This is a genomic window from Dyella subtropica, assembly GCF_026283965.1.
In the GTDB taxonomy this organism is placed as follows: Bacteria; Pseudomonadota; Gammaproteobacteria; order Xanthomonadales; family Rhodanobacteraceae; genus Dyella_D; species Dyella_D subtropica.
Map to the genome: position 1 here is coordinate 76,105 of NZ_JAPDPD010000009.1, position 22,555 is coordinate 98,659.

Below are 22,555 nucleotides of genomic sequence, written 5' to 3' on the forward strand. Positions count from 1 at the left end.
GCTGTGCGCGAAAAGGGGCGGAATGCCCCCCTTCGCGCACAGCGTGCGCTCCTACAGGATCGACTTCAGCTTGCTGGGTGTCAGTTCACCGCTCATGCCGAGGTGTGAGCCGTCGGCGCGGATGATCAGGGTGCGGGGCGTTTCGCCGCCCCAGTTCGGATCGATCAAGTAGTTGATGCGTTCGGGTGTCGCGTCGGCATAGGCGCGAGCTGGCCAGGCATCCATGCCGGCAGCATGCAGGCGTTTGGCGATAACCTCGCGCTGATCGATGCTGTCGGTGGCGATGGTTACCAGTTCAAGCTGCTGTGGATGCGCTTGCTGCAACTTGGCCAAGGCTTGCAAGTTGGATTCGCAATAAGCGCAGTCCAGCGCCCAGATCGCCAGCACGCGCACGCCGTGCGAGGGTGGCTTGAGCAGGGTGGCGATATCTTCGGCGCGCAGCGCGGTGGGCGATGCCGCCTGCGCCAGTACCGGCAGGGTCAGGACCAGCAGAAACAAGATCCGCTTCATCACAGAGCCTCCGTGGGAATCAGTCGAAAGCCTGCCGCCGTATTCCAGGCGACGAAGGCGCGGCCCTGCCACAGCAACAGTTGTGGCGACGCGACCGCCCCCGATGTATTGGCAATCTGTCGCGCCTCGTCGAAATGCTCGCCGCCATCCTGCGAGCTACGCACCATCAACTCGTAACCGTGCGCGCCCACCTGATTCCACACCACCCATACCTGGCGGTCGTTCACGGCGATGTCTGCGTGGCTGGCGCCTGGGCCCGCGATGGCCAGTGCATGTTTTGGAGCGTGGCCTGGATCAAGCTGGCCGTACCAAAGGGTGGGTTTGTCCTTTGCTTCGTACCACACTGCATGGCGCACGCCGTCGCTGGCGATGGCGAGGCCAGGACCGTGATGCGGGCAGCCGGCGAGATGCCATTCGCTGAAGGTGGCGCGCTGCGCTTCGTTCGGACGGCCATCCGCGTGAAGTACGGCATAGGCGTGGTCGCGGATGTTGTCACCATAGATGGCGCGGAAGAAGGCGCCGATCTCACCTTGCGGCGTGCGTGCCATGGCGATGCGGCAGCATTCGCAACTCTGGTCGGCCAGCTTCTGCTCCGGCGCAAAGCTGATGCCGGCATCGCTGGAAACGCTGGTATAGATCGCGGCGCCGAGGTAAGGCTTGCCTTTCGCATTCGCTGCTTCGAGGTTGCGCTTGTCGATCCAGGCCATCGCGATGCGGCCCTGGCCATCCACGGCCATGGCGTCGAAGCGGTGGGTGATTTCCGCGCGGTCGTGATGCACGGTAAGCGGCGCGGAAAAGTGTGCGCCGCCATCGGTCGAGCGAGCGAAGCGTACGAAGCCGGTCCACGGTTTGGCGCGCGGCTGCGACCAGCTTACGTACAGCTCACCCTGCTTGCCGAAGGCGATCTTTGGACGATTCTCGCCTTCGGCATAGATGGGTTCGGCGGTGGCGTTGACCATCACAGGTGCGCTTAGCGTGCGACCGAAGTCATCCGAATGACGCAGCCTCACGTGCCCGTCTGCGGCATCGACCAGCCATAGCCGCCCCTTGCCATCGATGGCGGCGCTGGCACCCAGCTCAGGGGCCTTGGACTTGGTCATGCCTTCGTGTCCTTCGTGAGCCAGCAGGGCGGGGGCGATCAGGCTGAGCAGGATGGCAATGAATTTGCGCATGGCATGGTCCGTGAGTGATGTCAGTAGTCCCAGCGCACTTCGCCGAACCAGGTGCGGCCGGCGTAAGGATGGTAGGCCCAGTAGTGCTCGTTGGTGAGATTGTCGACGCCTATGGAGGCCGTCCATTGCGGTGCAAACTTCCAACGCAGCTTGGCGTCGGCCACGGTGAAGCGGCTCACGGCGCCGTAGGTGTTCACGAAGTCGCTGTTATCCAGCGTGCCGTACTGGCGGCCGGAATGACGAACCGCGAGCGAGGCATTCCAGTTCGGCGTGAAGCGGTAGTCGGCGACCAGCGTGGCGCGCGCCTTTGGGATACGTGGGAACCACCTGCCATTGGCCAGCGGGTATTGGCGGTTGCTGAGGGTCTTGGCGTTGTTGAAGGCCACGCTGGCTTGAAGGTTGAGACCTTGTGTCCAGACATCCGTGAGCGTGATCTCGCCCTCGACACCGCGCATGCGCACCTTCTCCACATTCTGGATATTGGTGACGGTGGGGGTGACGGTGATGTCGGTCTGCGAGTAGAGCGAATCAGCGATGCGGTCCTGGAATACCGACACGCGCCAGTGGCCGTTGGCCAGATGTCGGATCAACGTCAGATCGGTAGACCAGTCGCGTTCGGGTCGCAGGTTCGGGTTGTTGTTGACGATGGCGTTGGCGGAGATGCTGCCCTGGAACAGCTCGTTTACCGTGGGATAGCGCACCGCTTTGCCGCTGGCCAGTCGCAGCTGCCAGTCGTCGGCGAAATCCCAGCTCAGTGCGGCCTTGGGTGAGAAGTCGGTGCGTTGGCGATCGGCATAACGCAAGGTGGTGTTGGTGTTGGCGCGCAGGCCATCATAGGCGCGCCATTGTTCCCAGCGCCCGCCAAGGGTGAGCGCCCAGGCCGGTGCGAAACTCCACACGTCTTCCAGATACGCCGCATAAGTGCGCGTGCGTCCGCCGAATGCACTCTGCTGCGAACCGTCTGCATCACCGCGCCAGTCGCTGGCGTTGCGCACGCGCGAATTGAGGACGTAGCGATCGCCGTGCACGCCGGCATAGAGCATATGCTGATCGCTGATGGGGCCGGAGCTGCGCAAGTCCAGCGTCTCCCAGCCGGAGCCGCCCATGTCGGCCACGGTGCCGGGGCCACCTAGGTCAGCAACAGGGGGTGTGAGGCTGGCGGTATGTTGCTGTGAATGTTGGAAATCGTACTTGCTCGCCACCGCAGTCCAGTGCCAGCCGTTATCGAGGCGGCCGTTGAGCTCGGCACCATAGAGCACATGCGTTTCGCGCATGGAAGTCGGTGCAAGACCGCTGGCCGGCAGCGCCCAGGTTTGACCGAAGGCGTCGATCACGCCGGTATAGATCGGTTGCCCATGGGCATCGCGGAGCAGGCTGCGAGTGCGATCTTCGGCATGGTTGTGCCACCAGCCGAGCGTGAACAGCGCGGCGACATGATCGGTGACGTCGACGCCGACTTTCAGCTTGGCCTGGGTCTGCTCGGTGTGCTCGATGGTGTTGGCGCCGTAGATCAGGCGCGACGTGCCATTAGGGTTGCGATCCAGGGTGGCGCCCTGCACGGGCACAGTGAGATGGGGATCGCCGCCCGCCTTGGCGGTGGCGTACTGCATCGGCTGGCCGTTGTTGCCCAGCTTGTTGAGCGCGAGCATCCAGCTCCAGCGACCCTGCTTGTTGCCCAGCGTGGCAGCGATGTTGCGGCCGTTGTATCGGCCGCTGCTGCCGTAGCGGTCGCTGAAGTCCTGGCTCATGAATTGCGCGCTGGCACTGGCGATGAATGTCTCCGGCAGACGCGTATGGATCAACACCGTGTTGCCCATCGAGTTGCCCGGATACAGTGCGGAATAGGGGCCGTAGAGCACGTCGACGGCGCCGATCTCTTCCGGTGCCACCATGCCCCAGCGTGGCGCGCCGTCCCAGCCATTGGTCATCAAGTTGGAGAGCAGCAGGCCATCGGCGTAGACCAGGCTGCGCGCGCTTTGCAGCGTGCCGGCGTTGCGACCGCTGATGACGGCGTTGGGATCGCCGATGTAGCGCTTGCGCACCTGGATATTGGGTGCGTACTTCAGCGCATCCGAGCTGTCGGTGATGTTGTGTTTCTGCAGTTGCTCGCGCGTGACGTGTATTTGCACGGCCGGTGTTTCCGTCACGTGCGTGTCGCTGGCATGGACCTGCACCGCGTCCAGCGTGGTCGATTGTTGCGGGTCAGCGGCGAAAGCGGGAGTGGCGAAGCTGCTGGCGATGGCGAGCGCCAGCATGCATGGGCGGTGCGGAGAGCTGTTCAAAGGCATACCCTGGACCGTGGTCAAGGGTTGGCAGGATAGCGGCGTCCCCGCAGCGGAAAAGATGGCGCGTTGTCGCAGCGAGAGCGCGACTGTCGCGCATCAGTCTTCGCTGTCGGGCCTCTCGCGTACCGGGTGCTTGCTCAGCTTGCGCTGCAGGGTGCGGCGATGCATGCCGAGTCGGCGGGCGGTCTCGGAGATGTTGCCATCGCACTCGGTGAGCACGCGCTGGATGTGTTCCCACTCCAGGCGGCGCAAAGCCAGTGGTGCTTCCGGGGCATCCAGCACATCATCGTCACCAGCGGCGCTGTCGCCATCGAGCAAAGCACGCACGACGGCATCCGCATCCACCGGCTTGGCGAGGTAATCGTGTGCGCCGCGCTTGATCGCTTCCACGGCGGTGGCGATCGAGGCGTAGCCAGTGAGCAAGAGCACACGCATGTCGGGAACGAGCGACTGCAATTCGGGAATAAGCCGCAGACCGTTTTCATCGCCCAGCTTCAAATCCAGCACGCAGTAGCGTGGGTGATGGCGGCGGGTGAGCGCACGCGCCTCGTCGGCGTTGCTGGCGGTGATCACTTCGAAACCGCGTGAGCTCAGTGCGCGCGCCAGGACGCGGGCGAAGGTGGCGTCGTCGTCGACGATGAGCAAGGGTTGGGCGGGCTGATCGGTCATTGAAGCGGCTCCACGTGATGCTTGGCGCCTATTGTCACCGGATACGTGATCAGGGGCGAGCATTCGTGCTCACCGCTGCACAGGGGCGACGATCAAGAGCGGTAGCGGGACCCGCCTCTCTTGATCTTGCTCAGCTCTCGGCTTTTGCGCCTATCACAGCCAACGGCAGGCGCAGGCGCATCTCTGCGCCGTCTACGGTGTTGCTTGCGGTGAGTTCGCCGTTGAGGCGTTCGGCGGTGGCTTCGGCCAGGGCCAGGCCGATGCCTAGGCCGGTTTGTTTGTGGGATTGGCCGAGCATGGCGAGTTCGCCGGTGGCGATGAAGCCGGGGCCGTGATCGCGCACGACCAGTTCCAGCCATCCGCCGTCGCGGTGCGCGGTGAGGGCCACCGCTTGGGAGTGGTTTTGCGCGGAGGCATCAACGGCGTTGTTGAGCAGGTTGAGCAAGGCATGTCGCAAGCCGGGCGGCGTACGTAGCATGGTGCGTGCGGCGTCTTCGTCGAGTTGCAGTTCCAGTTCCGCTTCCGGCCGCAGCAGCTGGAAGCGCTCGAGGCAGCCGTGAATGAAGTTGGCGAGGCTGAGTTGTTCGGGCTCCTGCGAGAGCTGCGCTTTGCCGAAGGCGACCATTTCGCGAAGGATGGTGCGGCAACGCTCGACCTGATCTTCGAGCAGCTGCAGGTCTTCGCGCAGGTTGGCATCACCCGCGTGTTCGCGGCGCAGCTCGGGTAGCAAGGTGCGCATGGTGGACAGTGGTGTGTTCAGTTCGTGCGCCGCACCGGCCGCTTGGGTGGCGATGGCGAGGATGCCTTCGTCGCGCAGCGCGCGCTCGCGCACACGCTGCACTTCCAATTGCTGCAGCCGCACCGAGCGCGCGAGCCGGTTGATGAAGAAGCCGAGCAGCAGGGCGGTGATGACGAAGTTCACACCCATGCCGGCGACGTGCAGTGAAAATCCGCTCGGGGTGTGTTGGATCATGGGTAGCGGGAGCGGCACGTACCAACGCAGCAGCACCACGTAGGCCACACCTGCGAGGGCGGCCACTTCCAGGATGGCCGGAACCGATAGCGCTGCCGCGCTCAGTGCGATCGGCACCAACAGCAAAGTGATGAAGGGATTGCTGGCGCCGCCGGTGAAGTGCAACAGGTAACCAAGCACCAGCGTGTCGGCGGCGACATGCACGATGGTTTCCCATTCGCGCACCGGCCAGGGCTGACTCAACCGCCAGGCGGCGAACATCGCGAACACGGCGAGCAGGCCGATGCCGACCAGCAAGGGCAGCAGCGGGATATTCAGTTTCATCCACAGCGCACAAACCAGTACGGCGACGCTTTGTCCTGCGATGGCGCAGATGCGCAGCCAGGCCAGGGTGCGGGTCAGCGCGGTGGGGCCGATGCGGTATTGCCAGAGGCGGTTGCTCATGGGCGGATTCTACGGCGACTGCCAGCGATGCAAGGCAGGGGGCTGACGCCTGCGCTATCCGATCTCGGATTTCTGCCGTTGGCATGGCGGGAACGGGCGCCGGTGTGCCAGCGATGCCTGTGGCATCATTACCGGTTGGTTGCCGGCTTGTTGCGGAATGTTTCGCGCACCCCGGCTGATTCTGGCTCTACGCCGCAGCCTCTGCGGCTCACCGATCACGGACTTCCCTATGGCTGCCAGCGGCATTCGCGGACCCAAGCAAATCTGGAACGCTTTCAAATGGTCGATGAAGGGCTTGCGTGCCGGTTGGCAGCACGAGGCCTCGTTTCGGCTGGAAGCCTGCCTCGCGGTGGTGTTGGTGCCGCTGGGTCTGTGGCTGGGCAACGGAGCGCTGGAGAAGATCGCATTGGTGCTGCCGGCCGTATTGGTGCTGTCGGCTGAGCTGCTGAATTCCGCGGTGGAGGCGGTGGTGGACAAGGTCAGCCCGGAGTTCCACGAGCTGGCCGGTCGCGCCAAGGATATGGGCTCGGCTGCGGTGTTCCTGCTGCTGGTGATGGTGATGCTGAGCTGGGGTCTGATCCTCGGTCCGCGCTGGCTCTGAAAAGGCGACTCGTTGTAGGCCAGCCCCTTGTAGGAGCCCACCCTGTGGGCGACCTGACAATCAGCGCCCATCCACACGCCTCATCGCGCACAGGGTGCGCTCCTACCTACGCGAGCTGAACGCCACATTGCGTCGGCTGGGGAGGGGTGCTGCAATGGCGGCTCCACCGGATCGGAGCACATTCATGAAATTCCTTCGCGTACTCGCGCTGCTGTTGATCGTTGCCGGTCTCTCCGGTTGTGGTTACAACGCGATGCAGCGCCAGGACGAAGCCGTCAAGGCCGCCTGGTCGGAAGTGATCAACCAGTACCAGCGCCGCGCTGATCTGGTACCCAACCTGGTCAATACGGTGAAGGGCTACGCGCAGCACGAAGAGAAGGTGCTGACGGAAGTCACCAACGCCCGCGCCAAGGTCGGAACCATGCAGCTGTCGCCGGATGCGCTGAACGATCCGCAGAAGCTGCAGCAGTTCCAGCAGGCGCAAGGTCAGCTGTCCAGCGCACTGTCGCGCCTGATGGTGGTCAGCGAGAACTATCCGCAGCTGAAGGCCGACGGCCTGTTCCAGAATCTGCAGGCGCAGCTGGAAGGCACCGAGAACCGCATCACGGTGGCGCGCAATCGCTACGTGCAGTCGGTGCAGGCATACAACTCGATGATCCGTACCTTCCCGAACAATCTCACGGCCAAGATCTTCGGTTATCAGGTCAAGCCAAACTTCACGGTGGAGAACGAGAAGGCTATCTCTACTGCGCCGACCGTCGATTTTGGCGGCAACGCGAGCCCGGCCCCGGCCGCGACGCATTGATATGACCCGGCGCCTGTTGCGGCTGCCGTTCCTCCTGATCGCCCTGCTGCTTCTCGCAGCAGGGCCCTCCCTGGCGCATGCGGACGCAGCGCCGCCCAAGCTCAGCCGTCACGTCACCGATCTCACCGGCACGCTGACGGCGCAACAGATCGATCAACTGGACGCCCAACTGGTCGCGCTGGAAAAGGGCAAGGGTGCGCAGCTGGTGGTGCTGATGGTGGGCACCACGCAGCCGCAAGATCTGGAAGGCTATTCGCTGGCCGTGGCCGAGGCCAACAAGGTCGGGCGTAAGGGCACCGATGACGGCTTGTTGTTGCTTATCGCCAAAGACGACCGGCGTGTGCGCATCGAAGTCGGTTACGGCCTGGAAGGTGCGATTCCCGATGCGGCCACCGCGCGCATCACCCGCGAGTACATCGCTCCCAAGTTTCGCGCCAACGATTACTACGGCGGTATCAGCGATGCCGTAGGCGCGTTGACTCAGCTGATCAACGGCGAAGCTTTGCCGCCGCCGGTGGAAGGCGAGCATCGCGAGCGCAGCGGTCTGGGCTTCCAGGATGTGTTGCTGATTGGCGTGTTTATCGCCTTCATCCTGCGCGGGGTGTTCGGGCGATCCGCCATCTGGCTCCGCACGCCGCTCGGCGCAGCGATCACCGGTGGCCTACTGTGGCTATTGGCCGCCACTGCGGGAGCCGCAGTGCTGGGTGTGCTGATTGGCGGTGTACTCATGTTGCTGCCAGCGGGCGCCGGGCGCTCTATTGGCGGCGGCGGTTGGGGTGGCTTCGGTGGCTGGGGCGGTGGCGGCTTCGGCGGTGGTGGTTTGGGGGGCGGTGGTGGTGGCGGCTTCAGCGGAGGCGGCGGCAGTTTCGGTGGCGGCGGTTCTTCGGGGAGCTGGTGAGATGGGACGTGGGCAACGCTTCTTCACCAATGTCTTCCGCGGCTGGTTTCAGCTGCGCCGCAGTTTTCCGACCTCATTACTCGACGAGATGACGCATGCCATCCGGGAAGGCGAGCGCCTGCACAAGGGTGAGGTCTGCTTTGCCATCGAATCGCGGCTGGCGCCGCTGGCCGTGTTGGAAGGGTTGGACGCACACCGCCGTGCTGAGCAGGTATTCACCCAATGGCGCGTGTGGGATACCGAGCACAACAGCGGTGTGCTGTTCTACGTGCTGATGGCCGAGCGCCGCATTGAGATCGTGGCCGACCGCGGCATCGCTCGCGAGGTAGCTACGGCGGAATGGGATGCCATCTGCACACGGATGCGCGACCGCTTTGCACAGGGCGCATGGCGGGAAGGCTGTCTGGAAGGCATCGCCTCCGCCCATGCGTTGCTGACGCGGCACTTCCCCGGCAACGACAAGGATCAGCCGGACGAGCTTCCGGATCGCCCAGTGTTGCTTTGAGGCTCCGTGTAGGAGCGCACCCTGTGCGCGATCCAGCGTATCCGAACGCCGCCTTCGTCGGGTTTCGTGCACAGGGTGCGCTCCTACAGGAGACGCTGTGCCTGTTGCGAATGGGATAAAAAAATGGCGGGCCAATGGCCCGCCACCTTGTCTTGCATGGTGCGATCGATCAGAACTTCTGGTTGTAACGCACGTACCAGAAGCGGCCGATGTCGTACGACGGGTTGCCCACGAAGCTGCTGTTGCCGCTCGAGTTGCTCGACGCGGTGTAGAAGATCGGGGACTTGCGGTCGAACACGTTGTTGGCGCCCACCGAGATGGTGCCGTTCCACGGGGCCGTCCAGCGCACCGACAGGTCGTTGAAGGCGATGCCGCCAACCTGACGCTTCGGCGTGATGCCGACGCCCGGCGAGACGTAGTTCGGCAGGCCACACTCCGCGCCGCCGGTCAGGTCGTACGAGCAGTCTTCCTTCAGGCCGGAGTAGTAACGCACGCCCCAGGTGGCACCGAAGTCGCCATAGGTCCAGTCCAGGTTGGCGTTGCTACGGATGCGCCAGGTCGAGTACTGACCGGCGTTGTAGGAGATCACGCCGTTGGAGAGGGTTGCGTTGTCCTTGCTGACGTAGTTGGTGTCCAGGTTGACCTTGAACTGGCCGAACGACAGCTTCGGCAGACGGTAGGTCACGTTGAAATCGTAACCTTCGGTTTCCCGATGACCGCGATTGGCCAAGGTATGCGTCAGGTTGATGACCTGGCCATTGGCGTCACGCGAGAACATGCCACAGGAAGCCTGGATATTCCGCAGGTAGCAGTCGTTCAGCACGTCGTTGGAGGTGACGCTGGTGATGATGTTCTTGATACGGATGTTGTACCAATCCAGCGAGAGATTCAGGCCGTCGACGTAGCTCGGGCTATACACAAAGCCGAGCGTCTTGCTGAGCGAGGTTTCGGGCTTCAGCTTATTGTTGGAGCCAGAGAGGAACGCGCTGTTGGACTGCGAGTCAGTCGAATCTACCGGCTTGCCCGAGGCATCGGTTTGACGGAAGTTAGCCCCCAGGCCGGCCGCACGGCACGCCGCGATCGCGTTGGCGTTGCCGCTGGCCACGGCACCAAAGGTGGCGTCGCAGGGATCGGTGTAGTTGTCGAACGTCTGTGACTGACCGCCATACAGATCGTTGATGGTCGGTGAGCGGAAACCCTCCGAGATACTGCCGCGTACCATCAGGTCGTCGATCGGCTTCCACTGGATGCCGAACTTGCTGTTGGTGGTGCTACCGAAGGTGCTGTACTTGGAGTAGCGGCTGGCCAGGTCGACCGACAGCAGCTTCGCACCCGGGAGGTCAGCCAGCACGGGGATGTTCAACTCCGCGTAGGCTTCCTTGGTGTTGTACTTGCCCGACGAGGACGCGGAGGCCAGGTCGGTGGAGTTGCCGGTCTGCGAGAACGCATCCGGCCGGTTGTAACCGGCCTCGCGACGGTATTCCAGTCCAGCAGCGAACTGCACGAGGCCGGCAGGCAACTGCATCACATCGCCACCGATGTTGGCGGCCAGTCCGTTGGTCTGGGTGCCATAGGTGCCGTTGGTGTTGACGCCGAGGTAGTCACGCATCTCCGGCGTCAGACCGCCCCAACCCGACAGGATGTTCACCGGCGTGCAGCCGGCGATCACCGCGCCCGGACGGCCGCACTTGACCACGCCGTCGCTGTCCTTGAAGGACGGGCCCAGCGCCTTGGTGAGATTCAGCAGGTTGTAGTTGCCGGTGCCGAAGACGTCGCCGTGGTTCTTGTTGAAGAAGCCGCTGACATCCCAGTTGAAGTTGCGCTCACCTATCTGGAAAACACCGTCGAGACCGGCGCCGACGCGGTAGGTCTTCAGCGTGTTCTTGGTCATGCGCGGCGTTTCGACGCCGCGGCGCAGGAACTGGACATCCTGCGGGGCGTTGTAACCCTGCTCGCTACCCAGCGGGTTGTAGTAGCTGTCCTTGTCCAGCGACAGACCCGTGGTGCCGGTACCGAGCGGATAGCCGGCGATCTGGATGTTCGCCGTACGCTCGGTGTAGGCCGTGTCGACGTGGGCGCTGACGTTGTCGGTGATGGCGTAGGTGGCCTTGCCGAACAGCGATTTACGCTTCGCGCCGTTGATCAGCATCATCTGCGGGTCGGCGTTGAAGTTGTCGACGCTGCGGTCGTAGGCGTGATAGTCGCCGAGCTTGGTCGGATCACCGCCCGGGTTGAGCTTGAGGCCATTGCCAGAGGGATCGTTGAGGATCAGGCCGCCTGGACCAAAGGACGATAGGCCGTCGGTCGGATGGCGCGGGCCATTCGGGTAGCGCGAGAAGTCGCGATCGTTCGCCCAGACCGGATCGTCCTTGGCATAGCTGCCACTGAATACGTAGGACAGCTTGCCAAGCTTGTTGCCCCAGGTGAAATCGTACTGCTGCTTGGTACCATCGCCCTGGCCGAACTGGCCGTAGTAGACATTGGCGTCGCCGCCCTTGATGTCGGTGCGGGTGATGATGTTGATCACGCCGGCGATCGCGTCGGAGCCGTAGATGGCCGAGGCACCGTCCTTCAATACATCGATGCGCTCGATGATCGAGGAGGGGATCGTGTCCAGGTCGGTGAAGCCATCGGCATTGGTGCCCCAGCGGCGGCCGTCGACCAGCACCAGCGTGCGGGCAGCGCCCAGGCCACGCAGCTCAACGGTAGCGCTGCCGGCATAGGTGTTCGATGTGAGCGAAGCGGAGCGGCTATAGCCCGGCGAGCCGGAAGCGGTGATACGGGAAAGGATGTCGCCGACGCTGACATAGCCCTGCTTCAGGATTTCCTGGCGACTCAGGGTGAAGACCGGCTGGGCGGTCTCGACGTCCACGCTGCGAATGCGCGAGCCGGTGACGGTGATGGTGTCCAGAGCCTTGGCTTTGGACTGGTCGGCGGCCGGGGCCGGAGTGGCGTCCTGCGCTGCGACTGAGAAGGTGTGCAGCATGAGCGCCGCTGCGATGGCCGTGGCCAGCAGTGTCTTTTGCTTCATTGTTTTGAAAACTCCGAACAAAAAATAGCCAGCCGCCAGCGCAGGCGCTGGTCATCTGGATATCTGGGATGGCACGCCTCGCTGGGGAAGCTCGCGTGCCCTGGCATCGCCGAAGCCTGTGGGAGAGGGCGATGTGAGCCCGAAGTTAAAACAACGTGACAGTTACGTGCAAGCTTGGTTTCACGTCAGGTTTGTGACTATGAGCAGTGCGCGGGCTGGTCGCTGCCAACAGAAAGGGCGCCGAAGCGCCCTTCTGAAGCCGTTCTCGTAAGGGTTGGGACAGCTATTCAGCCGCCGCTCCCGGCCTTGTTCCCGATGTGTTTATCGAGGAAAGCCTGCAGGGTGTTAAGAAACTCGATGTTGTTCTTTTCGGTGTAGAAGCCATGGCCTTCGCCTGGCTTGGACAGCCACTCGTAAGGCTTGTGGGCGGCTTCCAGGGCAGCGCGCATCGCCTTGGCCTGGGCAAACGGGGCGCGTTGGTCGGCCTCGCCATGTACCAGCAAGACGGGTACGTCGATCTTGTCGGCCAGTTTCGTCGGCGAGTTGGCGGCCAGATCGGCATCGTCCTTGCCGATCGCGGTACGCAAATAGCTGCGACCGCTCTTGCGGGCCTGGATGTCGCCCTTGTTGTACATCATGTCCAGGTCGTAGATGCCGGCATAGCCGACCGCACACTTGAACATGCCGGGGGCGCGAATCACCGACATCATCGCGGAGTAACCGCCGAAGCTTCCGCCGAAGACGCAGATGCGCGACGGGTCGGCATACTGCTCGGCGATGGCCCACTTCACGCCATCGATCAGGTCTTGCTGGATGCGTGTGCCCCATTTCAGATAGCCGGCCTTCTCAAAGCCGTAGCCGCGTCCACCTGAGGCGCGATAGTTGACCTGCAGCACCAGATAGCCGCGATTGGCCAGGAACTGGGCGTGATTGTCGTAGTACCAGGTGTCTTGGATGCCATGTGGGCCGCCGTGAGGCAACAACACCATCGGCAGATTGCTTTCCTTTGCACCCTTGGGGAGAGTGAGGATCGCCTCCAGCTCCATGCCGTCACTGGCCTTGAAGCGCACAGGGCGGCGCTCGGCCATCTTGGACGGGTCGATCCAGGGCATCGCTGCAAACAGCCTGCTCGCCTTGTTGGTGTGCGTGTCGAACAAAGCATAGATGCCCGGCTCACGGTCGCTACGTATGCTGAACAGCAGTTGGCTGCCGTCGTCGCTGAAATTGATGAAGTCGACGATCTTTCCCGGGAATTGCTGGCTCAACGCCATGTGCAGCTTGGCGGCTGGCAGGTCGGAATTGATATAGGTGAACTTGGGGATGCCCGTCGCCAATGCGGTTGCAAAGGGTTGCCGCGGCACTGGCGTCCATTGGATATGGGCTACGCTACCGAAGTCGCCCTTGCTGAGCATGCGCCGGTTGCCGCCAGTCTCGTCCTGCTCGATGAGGGACGCCGGGCCGGTATCTGCACTGTACTCGGCATAGATGCGCTGGTGGTCGGGGGTGAAATAGACCGGCGCGAAGGTCATGCCTACCTGGCTGCCGGTGAGCTTGGCCCACTGGTTGCCTTCGCGGTGGTAGACCACGTAGTCAAAGTCACTGTTACGGCCATAGGCAAAATGCGCCTTGCCGTCGGCGCCCACCATGAAGCCCATGCCGCCGACGCCGATATCGCCGATCAGTTGCCGCGTGCTCTTCTGCGCATCCACGTCGTACAGCATGCTCGTGTCTTCGCTGCCCCATGAGTAGGCGCGCATGTAGAAATGGCCGTTGGCTGGCTCAGGCATGCCCGATACGTAGCCATGTCCTCGATCTGAGCCGCGTGTTCCGGCGCGCGTACCGTATTTGCCGGCGTCGAATCCGTAGAGGTAATCCTGGTTCTTGCCATCCACGTCCGTGGCCAGGATCTCGCCGGTAAGGAAGGGTTTGTCGATCGAGCCGAACTGCTTGCCCTTTTCAACCACCAGGCGAGTCGGGCTGGTCCAGACGATGCCGGCCGGCAATTCGTACTTGGGCATGAGCAGCGTCTCGACGGGCCGGCTCATATCAGTCACCGCAAAGATTTTCAGCGCATGATTGTCGCCATCGTCGGTATCCACGCGCACGGCCACGTACTTGCCGTCCGGTGACAACCTGGGCATCGAGACTTGTGGGTGCCGTGCAAAATCCTCGACCGGTATGAGGTCGGCCGCGCAGGCCGCGGCGGGCAATAGCAGACAGGCTGCGGACAACGCTGTCCGCATCAGACGGTGTGACATGTATTTCCCCCTGAAACACGCCCCTCCTTGCGCTACCGGTCCATCGGGGCATCGCGGTCCGGTGAACGGCTGCGGCGCGCGACGATTCCCTGTCGCCCCACATTTCTCCGTCACTCCCCAGCAACGAAGGATGGGCCATCCGGCGGCGAGTGTAGCGATGGTGTGAAGGGAACGGGAAGGGGGCTGCATCCTCGGGCACGGCCGGGCCGGATACACTGTGTCTTTGCCGCCAAGCTCGTTGCCCATGTCGCTGCCTTACACCGTAGACATTCAGCCGGTCGCCTTCAGCCTCGGTCCGATCCACGTCCATTGGTACGGACTGATGTACCTCGGGGGATTTCTCGGGGCATGGCTGCTGGCGGAGTACCGCCGCCGCCAGGGGCGCTTGCCGGTGACGCGCGACGCGGTGGGTGACCTGGTTTTCTACGCCATGATGGGTGTGATCGTCGGCGGACGCGTCGGTTACATGCTGTTCTACACCGACATTCGCTGGATCTGGACCGATCCGCTGGCGCTGTTCCGGGTGTGGGACGGTGGCATGAGTTTCCATGGTGGCTTGCTCGGCGTGCTGGCAGCGGGTTTGTGGTGGTCGCGCCGGTATCAGGTGCATTTCTTCGACACGGTGGATTTCGTGGCGCCGATGGTGCCGATCGGGTTGGGTCTGGGCCGCTTGGGCAACTTCATCAACGGCGAGCTGTGGGGCAAGCCGAGCGACGTGGCGTGGGCGATGATCTTCCCCAACGCACCGGACCGTTTGCCGCGCCATCCTTCGCAGCTGTACGAAATGCTGTTGGAGGGCGTGGTGATGTTCACCGTGCTGTGGCTGGTGTCGTTGAAGCCGCGGCCGCGTTACCTCATCTCCGGCCTGTTCGCCCTGATGTACGGCTGCTTCCGTTTTGCGGTGGAATTTGTGCGTCTGCCGGATCCGCAGCTGGGCTACCTGGCGTTCGGCTGGTTGACCATGGGGCAGATTCTTTCGCTGCCCTTGGTCGTGGTCGGCCTGGTGCTGCTGGCGCTGTCGCGCAAGGCGCCGACCCTGCGCCCGTATACCGTCGCGTTGCCGGCGAAGGAGTAAGCGATGCGTGCCTATCTCGATCTGCTACGCCACGTGCTGGAGCATGGCACCGTCAAAGCCGACCGTACCGGCACCGGCACGCGCAGCGTGTTCGGCTGGCAGATGCGTTTCGACCTGGCGCAAGGTTTTCCGCTGGTCACCACCAAGAAACTGCATCTGAAATCCATCGTCCACGAGCTGATCTGGTTCCTGCGCGGCGATACCAATATCGCCTATCTCAAGGAACACGGCGTCAGCATCTGGGATGAGTGGGCCGACGCGCATGGCAACTTGGGTCCGGTCTACGGCCAACAGTGGCGTGCGTGGCCGACCGCTGACGGCGGTGTGGTCGATCAGATTCGCTGGGTGGTGGATGAGATCCGGCGCAACCCGGATTCGCGCCGTCTGATTGTCAGTGCGTGGAACGTCGGCGAGTTGTCGAAGATGGCGCTGATGCCATGCCACACGATGTTTCAGTTCTACGTGGCTAACGGCAAGCTGAGCTGCCAGCTGTACCAGCGCTCGGGCGATATCTTCCTCGGCGTGCCGTTCAACATCGCCAGCTATGCGCTGCTGACCCACATGGTGGCGCAAGTCTGCGGGCTGGGCGTCGGCGATTTCGTGCATACGCTGGGCGACGCGCACCTGTACAGCAACCACGTGGAGCAGGCGCGGCTACAGCTGACGCGCGAGCCTCGGCCCTTGCCGAGGCTGCAGTTGAATCCCGATGTGCGTGCGCTGGAGGATTTCCGCTTCGAGGATGTCGCCATCGTCGATTACACGCCGCATCCGGCCATCAAGGCGCCGGTGGCGGTTTAGTCCGGAAGCGATCGCCGCCCCGTGGGAGAGGGGGGGCTGAGCAACCAGGCGTCCGGACGACTTTCCCGATAAGTGAACCGATCGCGCTGATTCCGCCATCCATGAAGGACTCCATGGCGAGCGGAATCCCATCATCGCCCCGGCGACGTTCCTCGGTAGAATGTCCTGTTAGCGTCGCGGCTGGTTGGCTGGGCCGCTGTGCACTGATTGTCACTATGCCGGTCGTAACTCTGGAGATTTCATGGCTATTTCGCTGGTTGCCGCGCTCGACGAGAACTTTGCCATTGGCCGCAAGGGCCAGTTGCCCTGGCATTTGCCGGACGACCTTCGTTGGTTCAAGCAACTCACTCTCGGCAAGTACGTACTGATGGGCTACAACACCGCGGTGTCGGTGGGGCGCGCCCTGCCTGACCGGACCAACCTGGTGCTCACGCGCAAACATGAGGCGCCGTTCCCGGGCCAGATCACCGTGCGTTCGATCGACGAAGGCGTGGCTCGCGCCGGTGGCACCGGGCTGATGGTGATCGGCGGCGGCGAGGTCTACGCGGAGGCACTGCCGAAAGCGCGCCGGCTCTATCTCACCTGGGTGAATGCCGCGGTCGATGGCGCGGATACGTTCTTCCCGGGCGTGCATTTCAGCGATTGGACTGAAGTGTCCCGTGTCCATCACAAGAAGGACAGCGACCACGCCTACGACTTCGACATGGTCGAGTACATCCGCAGCGCTTGAGCGTGCTGCAAGCTCCCCAACCGATCCATGTGATGGCCGGCGTCATGGTCGATGCCGTGGGTCGTGTGCTGCTCGCGCAGCGTCCGCCGGGCAAGCACTTGGCAGGCCTTTGGGAGTTCCCTGGCGGCAAGATCGAACCGAGCGAGCCGCCAGCGTCGGCGTTGATCCGTGAGCTGTGTGAGGAACTGGGCGTGCTGGCCGAAGTGGCCGAGCCTTTGATCCGGGTGCCTTGGCAGTACGACGGTCGCCGCCTGCTGCTCGATGCCTGGATGGTGCGCGGTTGGGAGGGTGAACCGGTATCGCTCGAGGGGCAGGCGCTGCAATGGTGCCTGCCTTCGGCGATCGATCCGGCGATTCTGGCACCGGCGGATCGCCCCATTCTGCAGGCACTGCGCCTGCCGGTTCGTTATCCGATCACACCGGTCGACCTTCCGCCCGAAGCGTTCGAGGCTTGCGCCTGCATGTTGCGCGAGGCGCTGGTGCGTGGCGAGCGGTTGCTTCAGTTGCGTTTGCCCTTATGGCCATTGCGGTTGGTCCAAAAGCTGGCGGCTGAGTTGCTGCCTTTCGCACGGCAGCGTGAGGCGGCGATCTTGCTCAACGACGATATCGAGGGGGCTCGGGAGCTTGGCCACGGTATCGGCGTGCAGCTCAAGGCATCGCAACTGACGGCCATGGAAGAGCGCCCTCTGCCGTTGGATCAGCTCGTGGGTGCTAGCTGCCATGACGCGGCGGAACTAGCGCGAGCCTCCATACTGCGTGCCGACTTCGCCACGCTGTCGCCGATTGCCGCGACGGCCACCCATCCGGACGCGGTGCCGCTAGGCTGGGCGACGTTCCAGCATCTGGTTGAGACGGCAGCTTTGCCGGTCTATGCGTTGGGAGGCATGGGCGCCATCGACGTGACCCGCGCAAGATCGATGGGCGGGCAGGGCGTGGCCGGAATCCGTAGTTTCTGGCTGCCTGAAACGTGATCGTTTGGGGTCTGGAGGCGCTACGCCTGCTCCCGGTTCAATTCGCGGCGGCCAGCGCCAGGTAGCGGGTATGCAGTGCCGCGACTATCGTGTCCAGAGCCGCCTCGTCACCGTGGTTTTCGATCACGTCGTCCGCCAGTGCCAGCCGTTGGGCGCGGATGGCTTGCCGCTCGATCATGCGTTGGGCTAGCGCCGTATCAATGCCGTCGCGCCGCATTAGCCGTTCGAGCTGGGCGGCTTCAGGGGCATCCACCACCAGGATGCGGTTCACCCAGCGATAGTGCGCGATGTTTTCCGCGAGCAGCGGGATGGCCAGTAGGCAGTAGGGGCCGTGGTCGGCCTCGACACGTTCGTGGAGCCAGGCGCGCACGCGGGGATGGGTGATGGACTCCAGCGTGCGCCGAGCTGGCTCGTCCGCAAAAATGCGGCGACGCATGTGGGCGCGATCTAGCTGACCCTGATCGTCCAGCACTTCGGGGCCGAAAGCATCGACGATGGCTTCCAGTCCTTCGCTGCCGGGCTTCACTACCTCGCGTGCTGCCACATCGGCATCGTAGACAGCGATGCCGAGTGCCTCAAAGCGGCGCGTCACCGCACTCTTGCCGGCAGCCACGCCGCCAGTCAGGGCCACCACATAATTGCTGCGCCGCGCCGTCATCGCAGGCCAGTGACCTGCATATAGCCCTGCAGCAACCAGTCACCGGCGACGAACCACACCCAGCCGGCCACCGCGATGAACGGGCCAAACGGCATTGGAACTTCCCGCTGATGCCTGCGCAGCAAAATCAGCGCACCGCCAAGCAAGGCACCCACCAGCGAGGACAGCAGCACGATCGGGAGCAGCGCGCTCGGCCCCATCCATGCGCCCAGTGCCGCTAGCAATTTGAAGTCGCCGTAGCCCATACCCTCTTTGCCCGTGAGCAGCTTGAACAGCCAGTACACACTCCACAGGCTCAAGTAGCCAATGGCGGCGCCAATGATGGCCGAGGAGGGCAGCACGAACATCGGCAAAACGCTGAGCAGCAGGCCAATCCACAACAAGGGAAAGGTGAGCTGGTCAGGCAAGTACTGGGTGCGGAAATCGATGCCGGAGAGCGCGACCAGCATCCAGGTGAACACCAGGCCGGCCAGCGCAGGCCAGGTCGGGCCGAACTTCCACACGATCACGGCGCTCAATAGGCCACTCAGCAGTTCCACCAAGGGGTACTGGATGGAAATCGGCGCCTTGCAGTAACGGCAACGCCCGCGCAGCAGTAGCCAGCCGAACAGCGGGATATTGTCCAGCGCCGACAGGGGGTGCTTGCAATGCGGGCAATGCGACGGCTCGCGAACGATGCCGGGAGGTAGCGCTGTTTCCTCGGCCTCCAGCTCCAGTACGTCCCGCGCCTCCTGCCGCCACATGGCCGTCATCCGCTCCGGCAGGCGCAGGATCACCACATTCAAAAAACTGCCGACCAGCAGGCCCAGCACGCCTGCCACGGTGATCCAGGCCCAGAGAGGTAGCTCAAGCATGCGCGGTCTCGAAAGCTATAAAAAAAGCCCCCCTCCCATAGGGAGAGGGGCTTGGGAAAACGAGCTTACACTGTGCCGGCGAGCTTGAAGATCGGCAGGTATAGCGACACCACCATGCCACCCACCAACACACCGAGGATCACCATGATCAACGGTTCGAGCAGGGTGGAGAGGGTATCGACGGCGTTGTTGACCTCTTCCTCGTAGAACTCGGCCACCTTGAACAGCATGCTGTCCAGGGCACCAGATTCTTCGCCGATGGCGGTCATCTGCACCACCATGTTCGGAAATAGGCCGGTCTGGCGCATGGCTAGTTGCAGCTGGTGGCCGACCGAGACATCCTCGCGCATCTGTAGGACAGCTTCACTGTACACAATGCTGCCGGTAGCGCCGGCAACGGCTTCCAGCGCTTCCACCAATGGCACGCCTGCGCGGAATGTGACGCCCAGGGTGCGAGCGAAGCGGGCGATGGCTGATTGGCGGAGGATGTTGCCCATCACCGGTAGCTTCAGCATGACGCGGTCGAGGAAATGCGCGACCTTGGTGGAGCGCTTTTTGGCGGCTATGAGCGCGACAATGCTACCGATGATCAAGCCGATCACCAGCCACCAATAGTGCTGCATGAACTCCGAGGCACTGATAACAATCTGCGTCGGCGCGGGCAGCTCGGCACCAGCATCCTTGAAGGTCTGCGCAAACACCGGTACTACGAACAGCAGCAGGACCATGCTGACCAGCAAGGCCACCACCAACACCATCACCGGATAGAACAGGGCCTTCTTGATCTTGCTCTTGATGCCCTCCATCCGCTCTTTGTAGGTCGCCACGGTGTCCAGCACAGTGTCGAGCACACCGGCCGATTCGCCGGCATGCACCAGGTTGCGGTAGAGCTCGTCGAATTGCACCGGGTATTTCGCCAGCGCTTCGTGTAGCGCAGAGCCGCCCTCGATGCCCTGTTTTACATCGACCAGTATGTTCTTGAAGCGGACGTTCTTTTGACCATCGGCGATGATCTCGAAGGACTGCACCATCGGTACGCCAGAAGCCATCATGGTGGCGATCTGGCGACTGAAGATCGCCACATCGCGCGGCTTGACCGTGCTGCCGCTGGCGCCGAACAGCGGCTTGGACCGCTCACGCACGGTCTGCGGGTTCATGCCCTGGCGGCGCAGTTCGGCCTTGACGAGGGAGGCGTTCTTCGCCGGCATCTCGCCCTTCATGCGCTTGCCGCGCTTGTCCAGTGCCACCCAATCGTAGGTGGTCATCTGGCTGACGGTGGCACGCTCGGCACCGCGAGTACGCGCGTCTTTGGCAATTGCCGTTACTGTGGCCATGTGCGAATTCCCCTTCAGGCGGTCCGGCGTTATCAGGGCGCCGGACGGCAGATTTTCTGCAGCATACGTCAATTTCTCCGAGCCATTCCGTGCCACGGGACGCAACTCGAGTGCTACGGGCGTCCCGATCCGACCGGCTGGCCTCTCTTAGTCCTTGGTCACGCGATCGATCTCCGCGAGGCTGGTCACACCATTCTTTACCTTCAGTAAGGCGGAGGCGCGCAGATCGTTCACCCCCGCCCTGCGGGCTACCTCGGCGATCTGCAGCGCATTGCCGCCCTGCAGCACGATCTTTTGGATGTCCTCGAGCATAGGCATCACTTGATAGATGCCCACGCGCCCCTTGTACCCCTCGTTACAGTTATCGCAACCCACCGCCTCGTAGACGGTCAGCCCAGCATCGATCTCTTCCTGAGTGAAGCCAGCGGCCAGCAGCGTTTGAGGCGGCAGGTCCATGGGCTTCTTGCAGTCGTGCAGGCGACGGGCCAGACGCTGGGCGATCACCAGGGTTACCGAGGAGGTGATGTTGTAAGGCGCGATGCCCATGTTCATCAGGCGTGAGATCGTCTGCGGCGCGTCGTTCGTGTGCAGGGTGGACAGCACCATATGGCCGGTCTGGGCGGCCTTGATGGCGATCTCGGCCGTTTCCAGGTCGCGGATTTCGCCGACCATGATCACGTCCGGATCTTGGCGCAGGAACGAGCGCAGTGCGGCAGCAAAGGTCATGCCGCGCTTTACGTTCTGTTGCACCTGGTTGATGCCCTCGACGCGGATTTCCACGGGGTCTTCGACCGTGGAAATATTGCGCTCGGCGGTGTTGAGGATATTCAGCCCGGTGTACAGCGAGACCGTCTTACCTGAGCCGGTGGGGCCGGTAACCAGCACCATGCCGTAGGGTTTGTGGATGGCCTCCAGGTAAAGCTGCTTCTGGATTTCCTCGTAACCCAGCTTGTCGATACCCATCTTGGCGGAGGAGCCGTCCAGGATACGCAGCACGATCTTCTCGCCGAACAAGGTGGGCAGCGTGCTGACGCGGAAGTCCACAGCCCGGCTCTTGGACAGATTCAGCTTGATGCGACCATCCTGGGGCACGCGACGTTCCGCAATGTCCAGGCCGGACATCACCTTGAGGCGGGACGAGATGCGGGCCGCCAGTTTCATCGGCGGGCTGGCTATCGCGCGCAGCATGCCGTCCATGCGAAGGCGTACGCGATACTGGGTTTCGAATGGTTCGAAATGGATATCTGATGCGCCACGTTTAATCGCGTCGACCAGGATCTTGTTGACGAACTTCACCACGGGGGCATCGTCGTTGGCGTTGGCGTCGATACCGGTGGTGTCGGCATCGTCATCGCCCACTTCCAGCGCCAATTCGTCGAGGTCGCCACCACCCATGTCCGGCACGGCGTTGCTCATGGTGTTGAGCACGCTTTCGATCACCCGGTACAGTTGGGCGCGCTCCACCAGGATCGGTTCCACCATGCAATTGGAGTGGAACTTGATCTCGTCCAGTGCGTGCGACTGCATGGGGTCGGCAATGCCCACGAACAGCCGCTTGCCTCGCCTGAACAGCGGCAGCGCGTGATGTTTGTTGATCAGCGCTTCGCTGATGAGGTTCACCGGCATGCTGGCGGGCAGGATCGAAGACACATCCATGGCCGGCATGCCGAATTCAGCCGAAGCGACCTGGGTCAGACGGGCGCTGTCGACCAGGCTGTTGTCCAGTAGCCATGCTGCCAGCGTGGTCTTGTGGTTGGCAGAATCCACCACTGCCTTGCGCACGTCCGCCTCGGGTAGAACCCCGTCCGATACCAGTCGACGGGCCATACCTGACAAACCCGCAAGTGACTGTTGCATTTGCGTCGACATAACCAAAATTCACCCAGCCCCCTGATTGGTGGGGAATTTACTCCAGATAGCGTGGGAGGTCACCCGTCGTGGTCGGCCGGGTGTGAGCCAGGTGACGGTGTGCTCAGTTTCCAAT

Annotated in this window: 19 protein-coding genes; 8 read left to right on the forward strand and 11 right to left on the reverse strand. The window is 63.0% G+C overall.

What is annotated here, in order from left to right; translation table 11 throughout:
- Window positions 1–51: 51 nt before the first annotated feature.
- The 5 genes from OUZ45_RS09550 to OUZ45_RS09570 all read right to left on the reverse strand — a co-directional run bounded on the left by OUZ45_RS09550 (window position 52) and on the right by OUZ45_RS09570 (window position 6,053).
- On the reverse strand, window positions 52–510 hold the full coding sequence (locus OUZ45_RS09550; protein WP_266169788.1) for a thioredoxin domain-containing protein: 459 nt from the start codon (window positions 508–510) through the stop codon (window positions 52–54).
- On the reverse strand, window positions 510–1,682 hold the full coding sequence (locus OUZ45_RS09555; RefSeq protein ID WP_266169790.1) for a sialidase family protein: 1,173 nt from the start codon (window positions 1,680–1,682) through the stop codon (window positions 510–512). Before OUZ45_RS09555 ends, OUZ45_RS09550 begins: the two co-directional genes overlap by 1 nt.
- A 20-nt stretch (window positions 1,683–1,702) precedes the next feature.
- Entirely contained in the window at window positions 1,703–3,970 is a 2,268-nt protein-coding gene (locus OUZ45_RS09560) for a TonB-dependent receptor (protein ID WP_266169792.1), read from the reverse strand.
- A gap of 93 nt (window positions 3,971–4,063) precedes the next feature.
- Entirely contained in the window at window positions 4,064–4,636 is a 573-nt protein-coding gene (locus OUZ45_RS09565; protein WP_266169793.1) for a response regulator transcription factor, read from the reverse strand.
- Window positions 4,637–4,766: 130 nt separating this feature from the next.
- Window positions 4,767–6,053, reverse strand: coding sequence for an ATP-binding protein (locus OUZ45_RS09570; protein ID WP_266169795.1), 1,287 nt, complete (start codon window positions 6,051–6,053; stop codon window positions 4,767–4,769).
- Window positions 6,054–6,282: 229 nt separating this feature from the next.
- Between OUZ45_RS09570 and OUZ45_RS09575 the strand changes: the two genes are divergently transcribed.
- From OUZ45_RS09575 to OUZ45_RS09590, 4 genes are all read left to right on the forward strand, one after another.
- Complete coding sequence (locus tag OUZ45_RS09575; RefSeq protein ID WP_266169797.1) at window positions 6,283–6,654, forward strand: diacylglycerol kinase; 372 nt, start codon at window positions 6,283–6,285, stop codon at window positions 6,652–6,654.
- 184 nt (window positions 6,655–6,838) lie between these two features.
- Window positions 6,839–7,459, forward strand: a complete 621-nt coding sequence (locus tag OUZ45_RS09580) for a LemA family protein (protein WP_266169799.1) — start codon at window positions 6,839–6,841, stop codon at window positions 7,457–7,459.
- 1 nt (window position 7,460) lies between these two features.
- Complete coding sequence (locus OUZ45_RS09585) at window positions 7,461–8,357, forward strand: TPM domain-containing protein (RefSeq protein ID WP_266169801.1); 897 nt, start codon at window positions 7,461–7,463, stop codon at window positions 8,355–8,357.
- Window position 8,358: 1 nt separating this feature from the next.
- On the forward strand, window positions 8,359–8,862 hold the full coding sequence (locus tag OUZ45_RS09590) for a TPM domain-containing protein (protein WP_266169803.1): 504 nt from the start codon (window positions 8,359–8,361) through the stop codon (window positions 8,860–8,862).
- Window positions 8,863–9,031: 169 nt separating this feature from the next.
- On the opposite strand, the gene OUZ45_RS09595 is transcribed toward OUZ45_RS09590, so the two are convergent.
- Complete coding sequence (locus OUZ45_RS09595; RefSeq protein WP_266169805.1) at window positions 9,032–11,893, reverse strand: TonB-dependent receptor plug domain-containing protein; 2,862 nt, start codon at window positions 11,891–11,893, stop codon at window positions 9,032–9,034.
- Between the two features lie 287 nt (window positions 11,894–12,180).
- Window positions 12,181–14,151, reverse strand: coding sequence for an alpha/beta hydrolase family protein (locus tag OUZ45_RS09600; protein ID WP_266169807.1), 1,971 nt, complete (start codon window positions 14,149–14,151; stop codon window positions 12,181–12,183).
- Window positions 14,152–14,395: 244 nt separating this feature from the next.
- Between OUZ45_RS09600 and lgt the strand changes: the two genes are divergently transcribed.
- The 4 genes from lgt to OUZ45_RS09620 all read left to right on the forward strand — a co-directional run bounded on the left by lgt (window position 14,396) and on the right by OUZ45_RS09620 (window position 17,725).
- Window positions 14,396–15,226, forward strand: a complete 831-nt coding sequence (lgt, locus tag OUZ45_RS09605) for a prolipoprotein diacylglyceryl transferase (RefSeq protein ID WP_266169808.1) — start codon at window positions 14,396–14,398, stop codon at window positions 15,224–15,226.
- Window positions 15,227–15,229: 3 nt separating this feature from the next.
- Complete coding sequence (locus OUZ45_RS09610) at window positions 15,230–16,024, forward strand: thymidylate synthase (RefSeq protein WP_266169809.1); 795 nt, start codon at window positions 15,230–15,232, stop codon at window positions 16,022–16,024.
- 241 nt (window positions 16,025–16,265) lie between these two features.
- Window positions 16,266–16,754, forward strand: a complete 489-nt coding sequence (locus OUZ45_RS09615; protein WP_266169810.1) for a dihydrofolate reductase — start codon at window positions 16,266–16,268, stop codon at window positions 16,752–16,754.
- Between the two features lie 2 nt (window positions 16,755–16,756).
- The gene (locus tag OUZ45_RS09620) at window positions 16,757–17,725 is read left to right on the forward strand and encodes a Nudix family hydrolase (RefSeq protein ID WP_266169811.1); all 969 of its coding nucleotides are present in this window, start codon (window positions 16,757–16,759) and stop codon (window positions 17,723–17,725) included.
- A gap of 37 nt (window positions 17,726–17,762) precedes the next feature.
- On the opposite strand, the gene coaE is transcribed toward OUZ45_RS09620, so the two are convergent.
- From coaE to pilB, 4 genes are all read right to left on the reverse strand, one after another.
- Window positions 17,763–18,383, reverse strand: coding sequence for a dephospho-CoA kinase (gene coaE / locus OUZ45_RS09625; protein WP_266169812.1), 621 nt, complete (start codon window positions 18,381–18,383; stop codon window positions 17,763–17,765).
- On the reverse strand, window positions 18,380–19,237 hold the full coding sequence (locus OUZ45_RS09630) for a prepilin peptidase (protein WP_266169814.1): 858 nt from the start codon (window positions 19,235–19,237) through the stop codon (window positions 18,380–18,382). Before OUZ45_RS09630 ends, coaE begins: the two co-directional genes overlap by 4 nt.
- 65 nt (window positions 19,238–19,302) lie before the next feature.
- Window positions 19,303–20,571 carry a type II secretion system F family protein gene (locus tag OUZ45_RS09635; RefSeq protein WP_323137542.1) on the reverse strand — a complete coding sequence of 423 codons (1,269 nt, stop codon included), beginning with the start codon at window positions 20,569–20,571 and terminating at the stop codon, window positions 19,303–19,305.
- A 147-nt stretch (window positions 20,572–20,718) separates the two neighbouring features.
- A complete protein-coding gene (pilB, locus tag OUZ45_RS09640) occupies window positions 20,719–22,440 on the reverse strand; it encodes a type IV-A pilus assembly ATPase PilB (protein WP_266169815.1) in 1,722 nt (573 codons plus the stop codon).
- Window positions 22,441–22,555 lie beyond the last annotated feature (115 nt).

Coding starts and splice junctions, on each gene's coding strand:
- OUZ45_RS09550 (WP_266169788.1), bottom strand. CDS start 510: ATGAAGCGGATCTTGTTTCTGCTGGTCCTGACCCTGCCGGTACTGGCG.
- OUZ45_RS09555 (WP_266169790.1), bottom strand. CDS start 1,682: ATGCGCAAATTCATTGCCATCCTGCTCAGCCTGATCGCCCCCGCCCTG.
- OUZ45_RS09560 (WP_266169792.1), bottom strand. CDS start 3,970: ATGCCTTTGAACAGCTCTCCGCACCGCCCATGCATGCTGGCGCTCGCC.
- OUZ45_RS09565 (WP_266169793.1), bottom strand. CDS start 4,636: ATGACCGATCAGCCCGCCCAACCCTTGCTCATCGTCGACGACGACGCC.
- OUZ45_RS09570 (WP_266169795.1), bottom strand. CDS start 6,053: ATGAGCAACCGCCTCTGGCAATACCGCATCGGCCCCACCGCGCTGACC.
- OUZ45_RS09575 (WP_266169797.1), top strand. CDS start 6,283: ATGGCTGCCAGCGGCATTCGCGGACCCAAGCAAATCTGGAACGCTTTC.
- OUZ45_RS09580 (WP_266169799.1), top strand. CDS start 6,839: ATGAAATTCCTTCGCGTACTCGCGCTGCTGTTGATCGTTGCCGGTCTC.
- OUZ45_RS09585 (WP_266169801.1), top strand. CDS start 7,461: ATGACCCGGCGCCTGTTGCGGCTGCCGTTCCTCCTGATCGCCCTGCTG.
- OUZ45_RS09590 (WP_266169803.1), top strand. CDS start 8,359: ATGGGACGTGGGCAACGCTTCTTCACCAATGTCTTCCGCGGCTGGTTT.
- OUZ45_RS09595 (WP_266169805.1), bottom strand. CDS start 11,893: ATGAAGCAAAAGACACTGCTGGCCACGGCCATCGCAGCGGCGCTCATG.
- OUZ45_RS09600 (WP_266169807.1), bottom strand. CDS start 14,151: ATGTCACACCGTCTGATGCGGACAGCGTTGTCCGCAGCCTGTCTGCTA.
- lgt (WP_266169808.1), top strand. CDS start 14,396: ATGTCGCTGCCTTACACCGTAGACATTCAGCCGGTCGCCTTCAGCCTC.
- OUZ45_RS09610 (WP_266169809.1), top strand. CDS start 15,230: ATGCGTGCCTATCTCGATCTGCTACGCCACGTGCTGGAGCATGGCACC.
- OUZ45_RS09615 (WP_266169810.1), top strand. CDS start 16,266: ATGGCTATTTCGCTGGTTGCCGCGCTCGACGAGAACTTTGCCATTGGC.
- coaE (WP_266169812.1), bottom strand. CDS start 18,383: ATGACGGCGCGGCGCAGCAATTATGTGGTGGCCCTGACTGGCGGCGTG.
- OUZ45_RS09630 (WP_266169814.1), bottom strand. CDS start 19,237: ATGCTTGAGCTACCTCTCTGGGCCTGGATCACCGTGGCAGGCGTGCTG.
- OUZ45_RS09635 (WP_323137542.1), bottom strand. CDS start 20,571: ATGGCCACAGTAACGGCAATTGCCAAAGACGCGCGTACTCGCGGTGCC.
- pilB (WP_266169815.1), bottom strand. CDS start 22,440: ATGTCGACGCAAATGCAACAGTCACTTGCGGGTTTGTCAGGTATGGCC.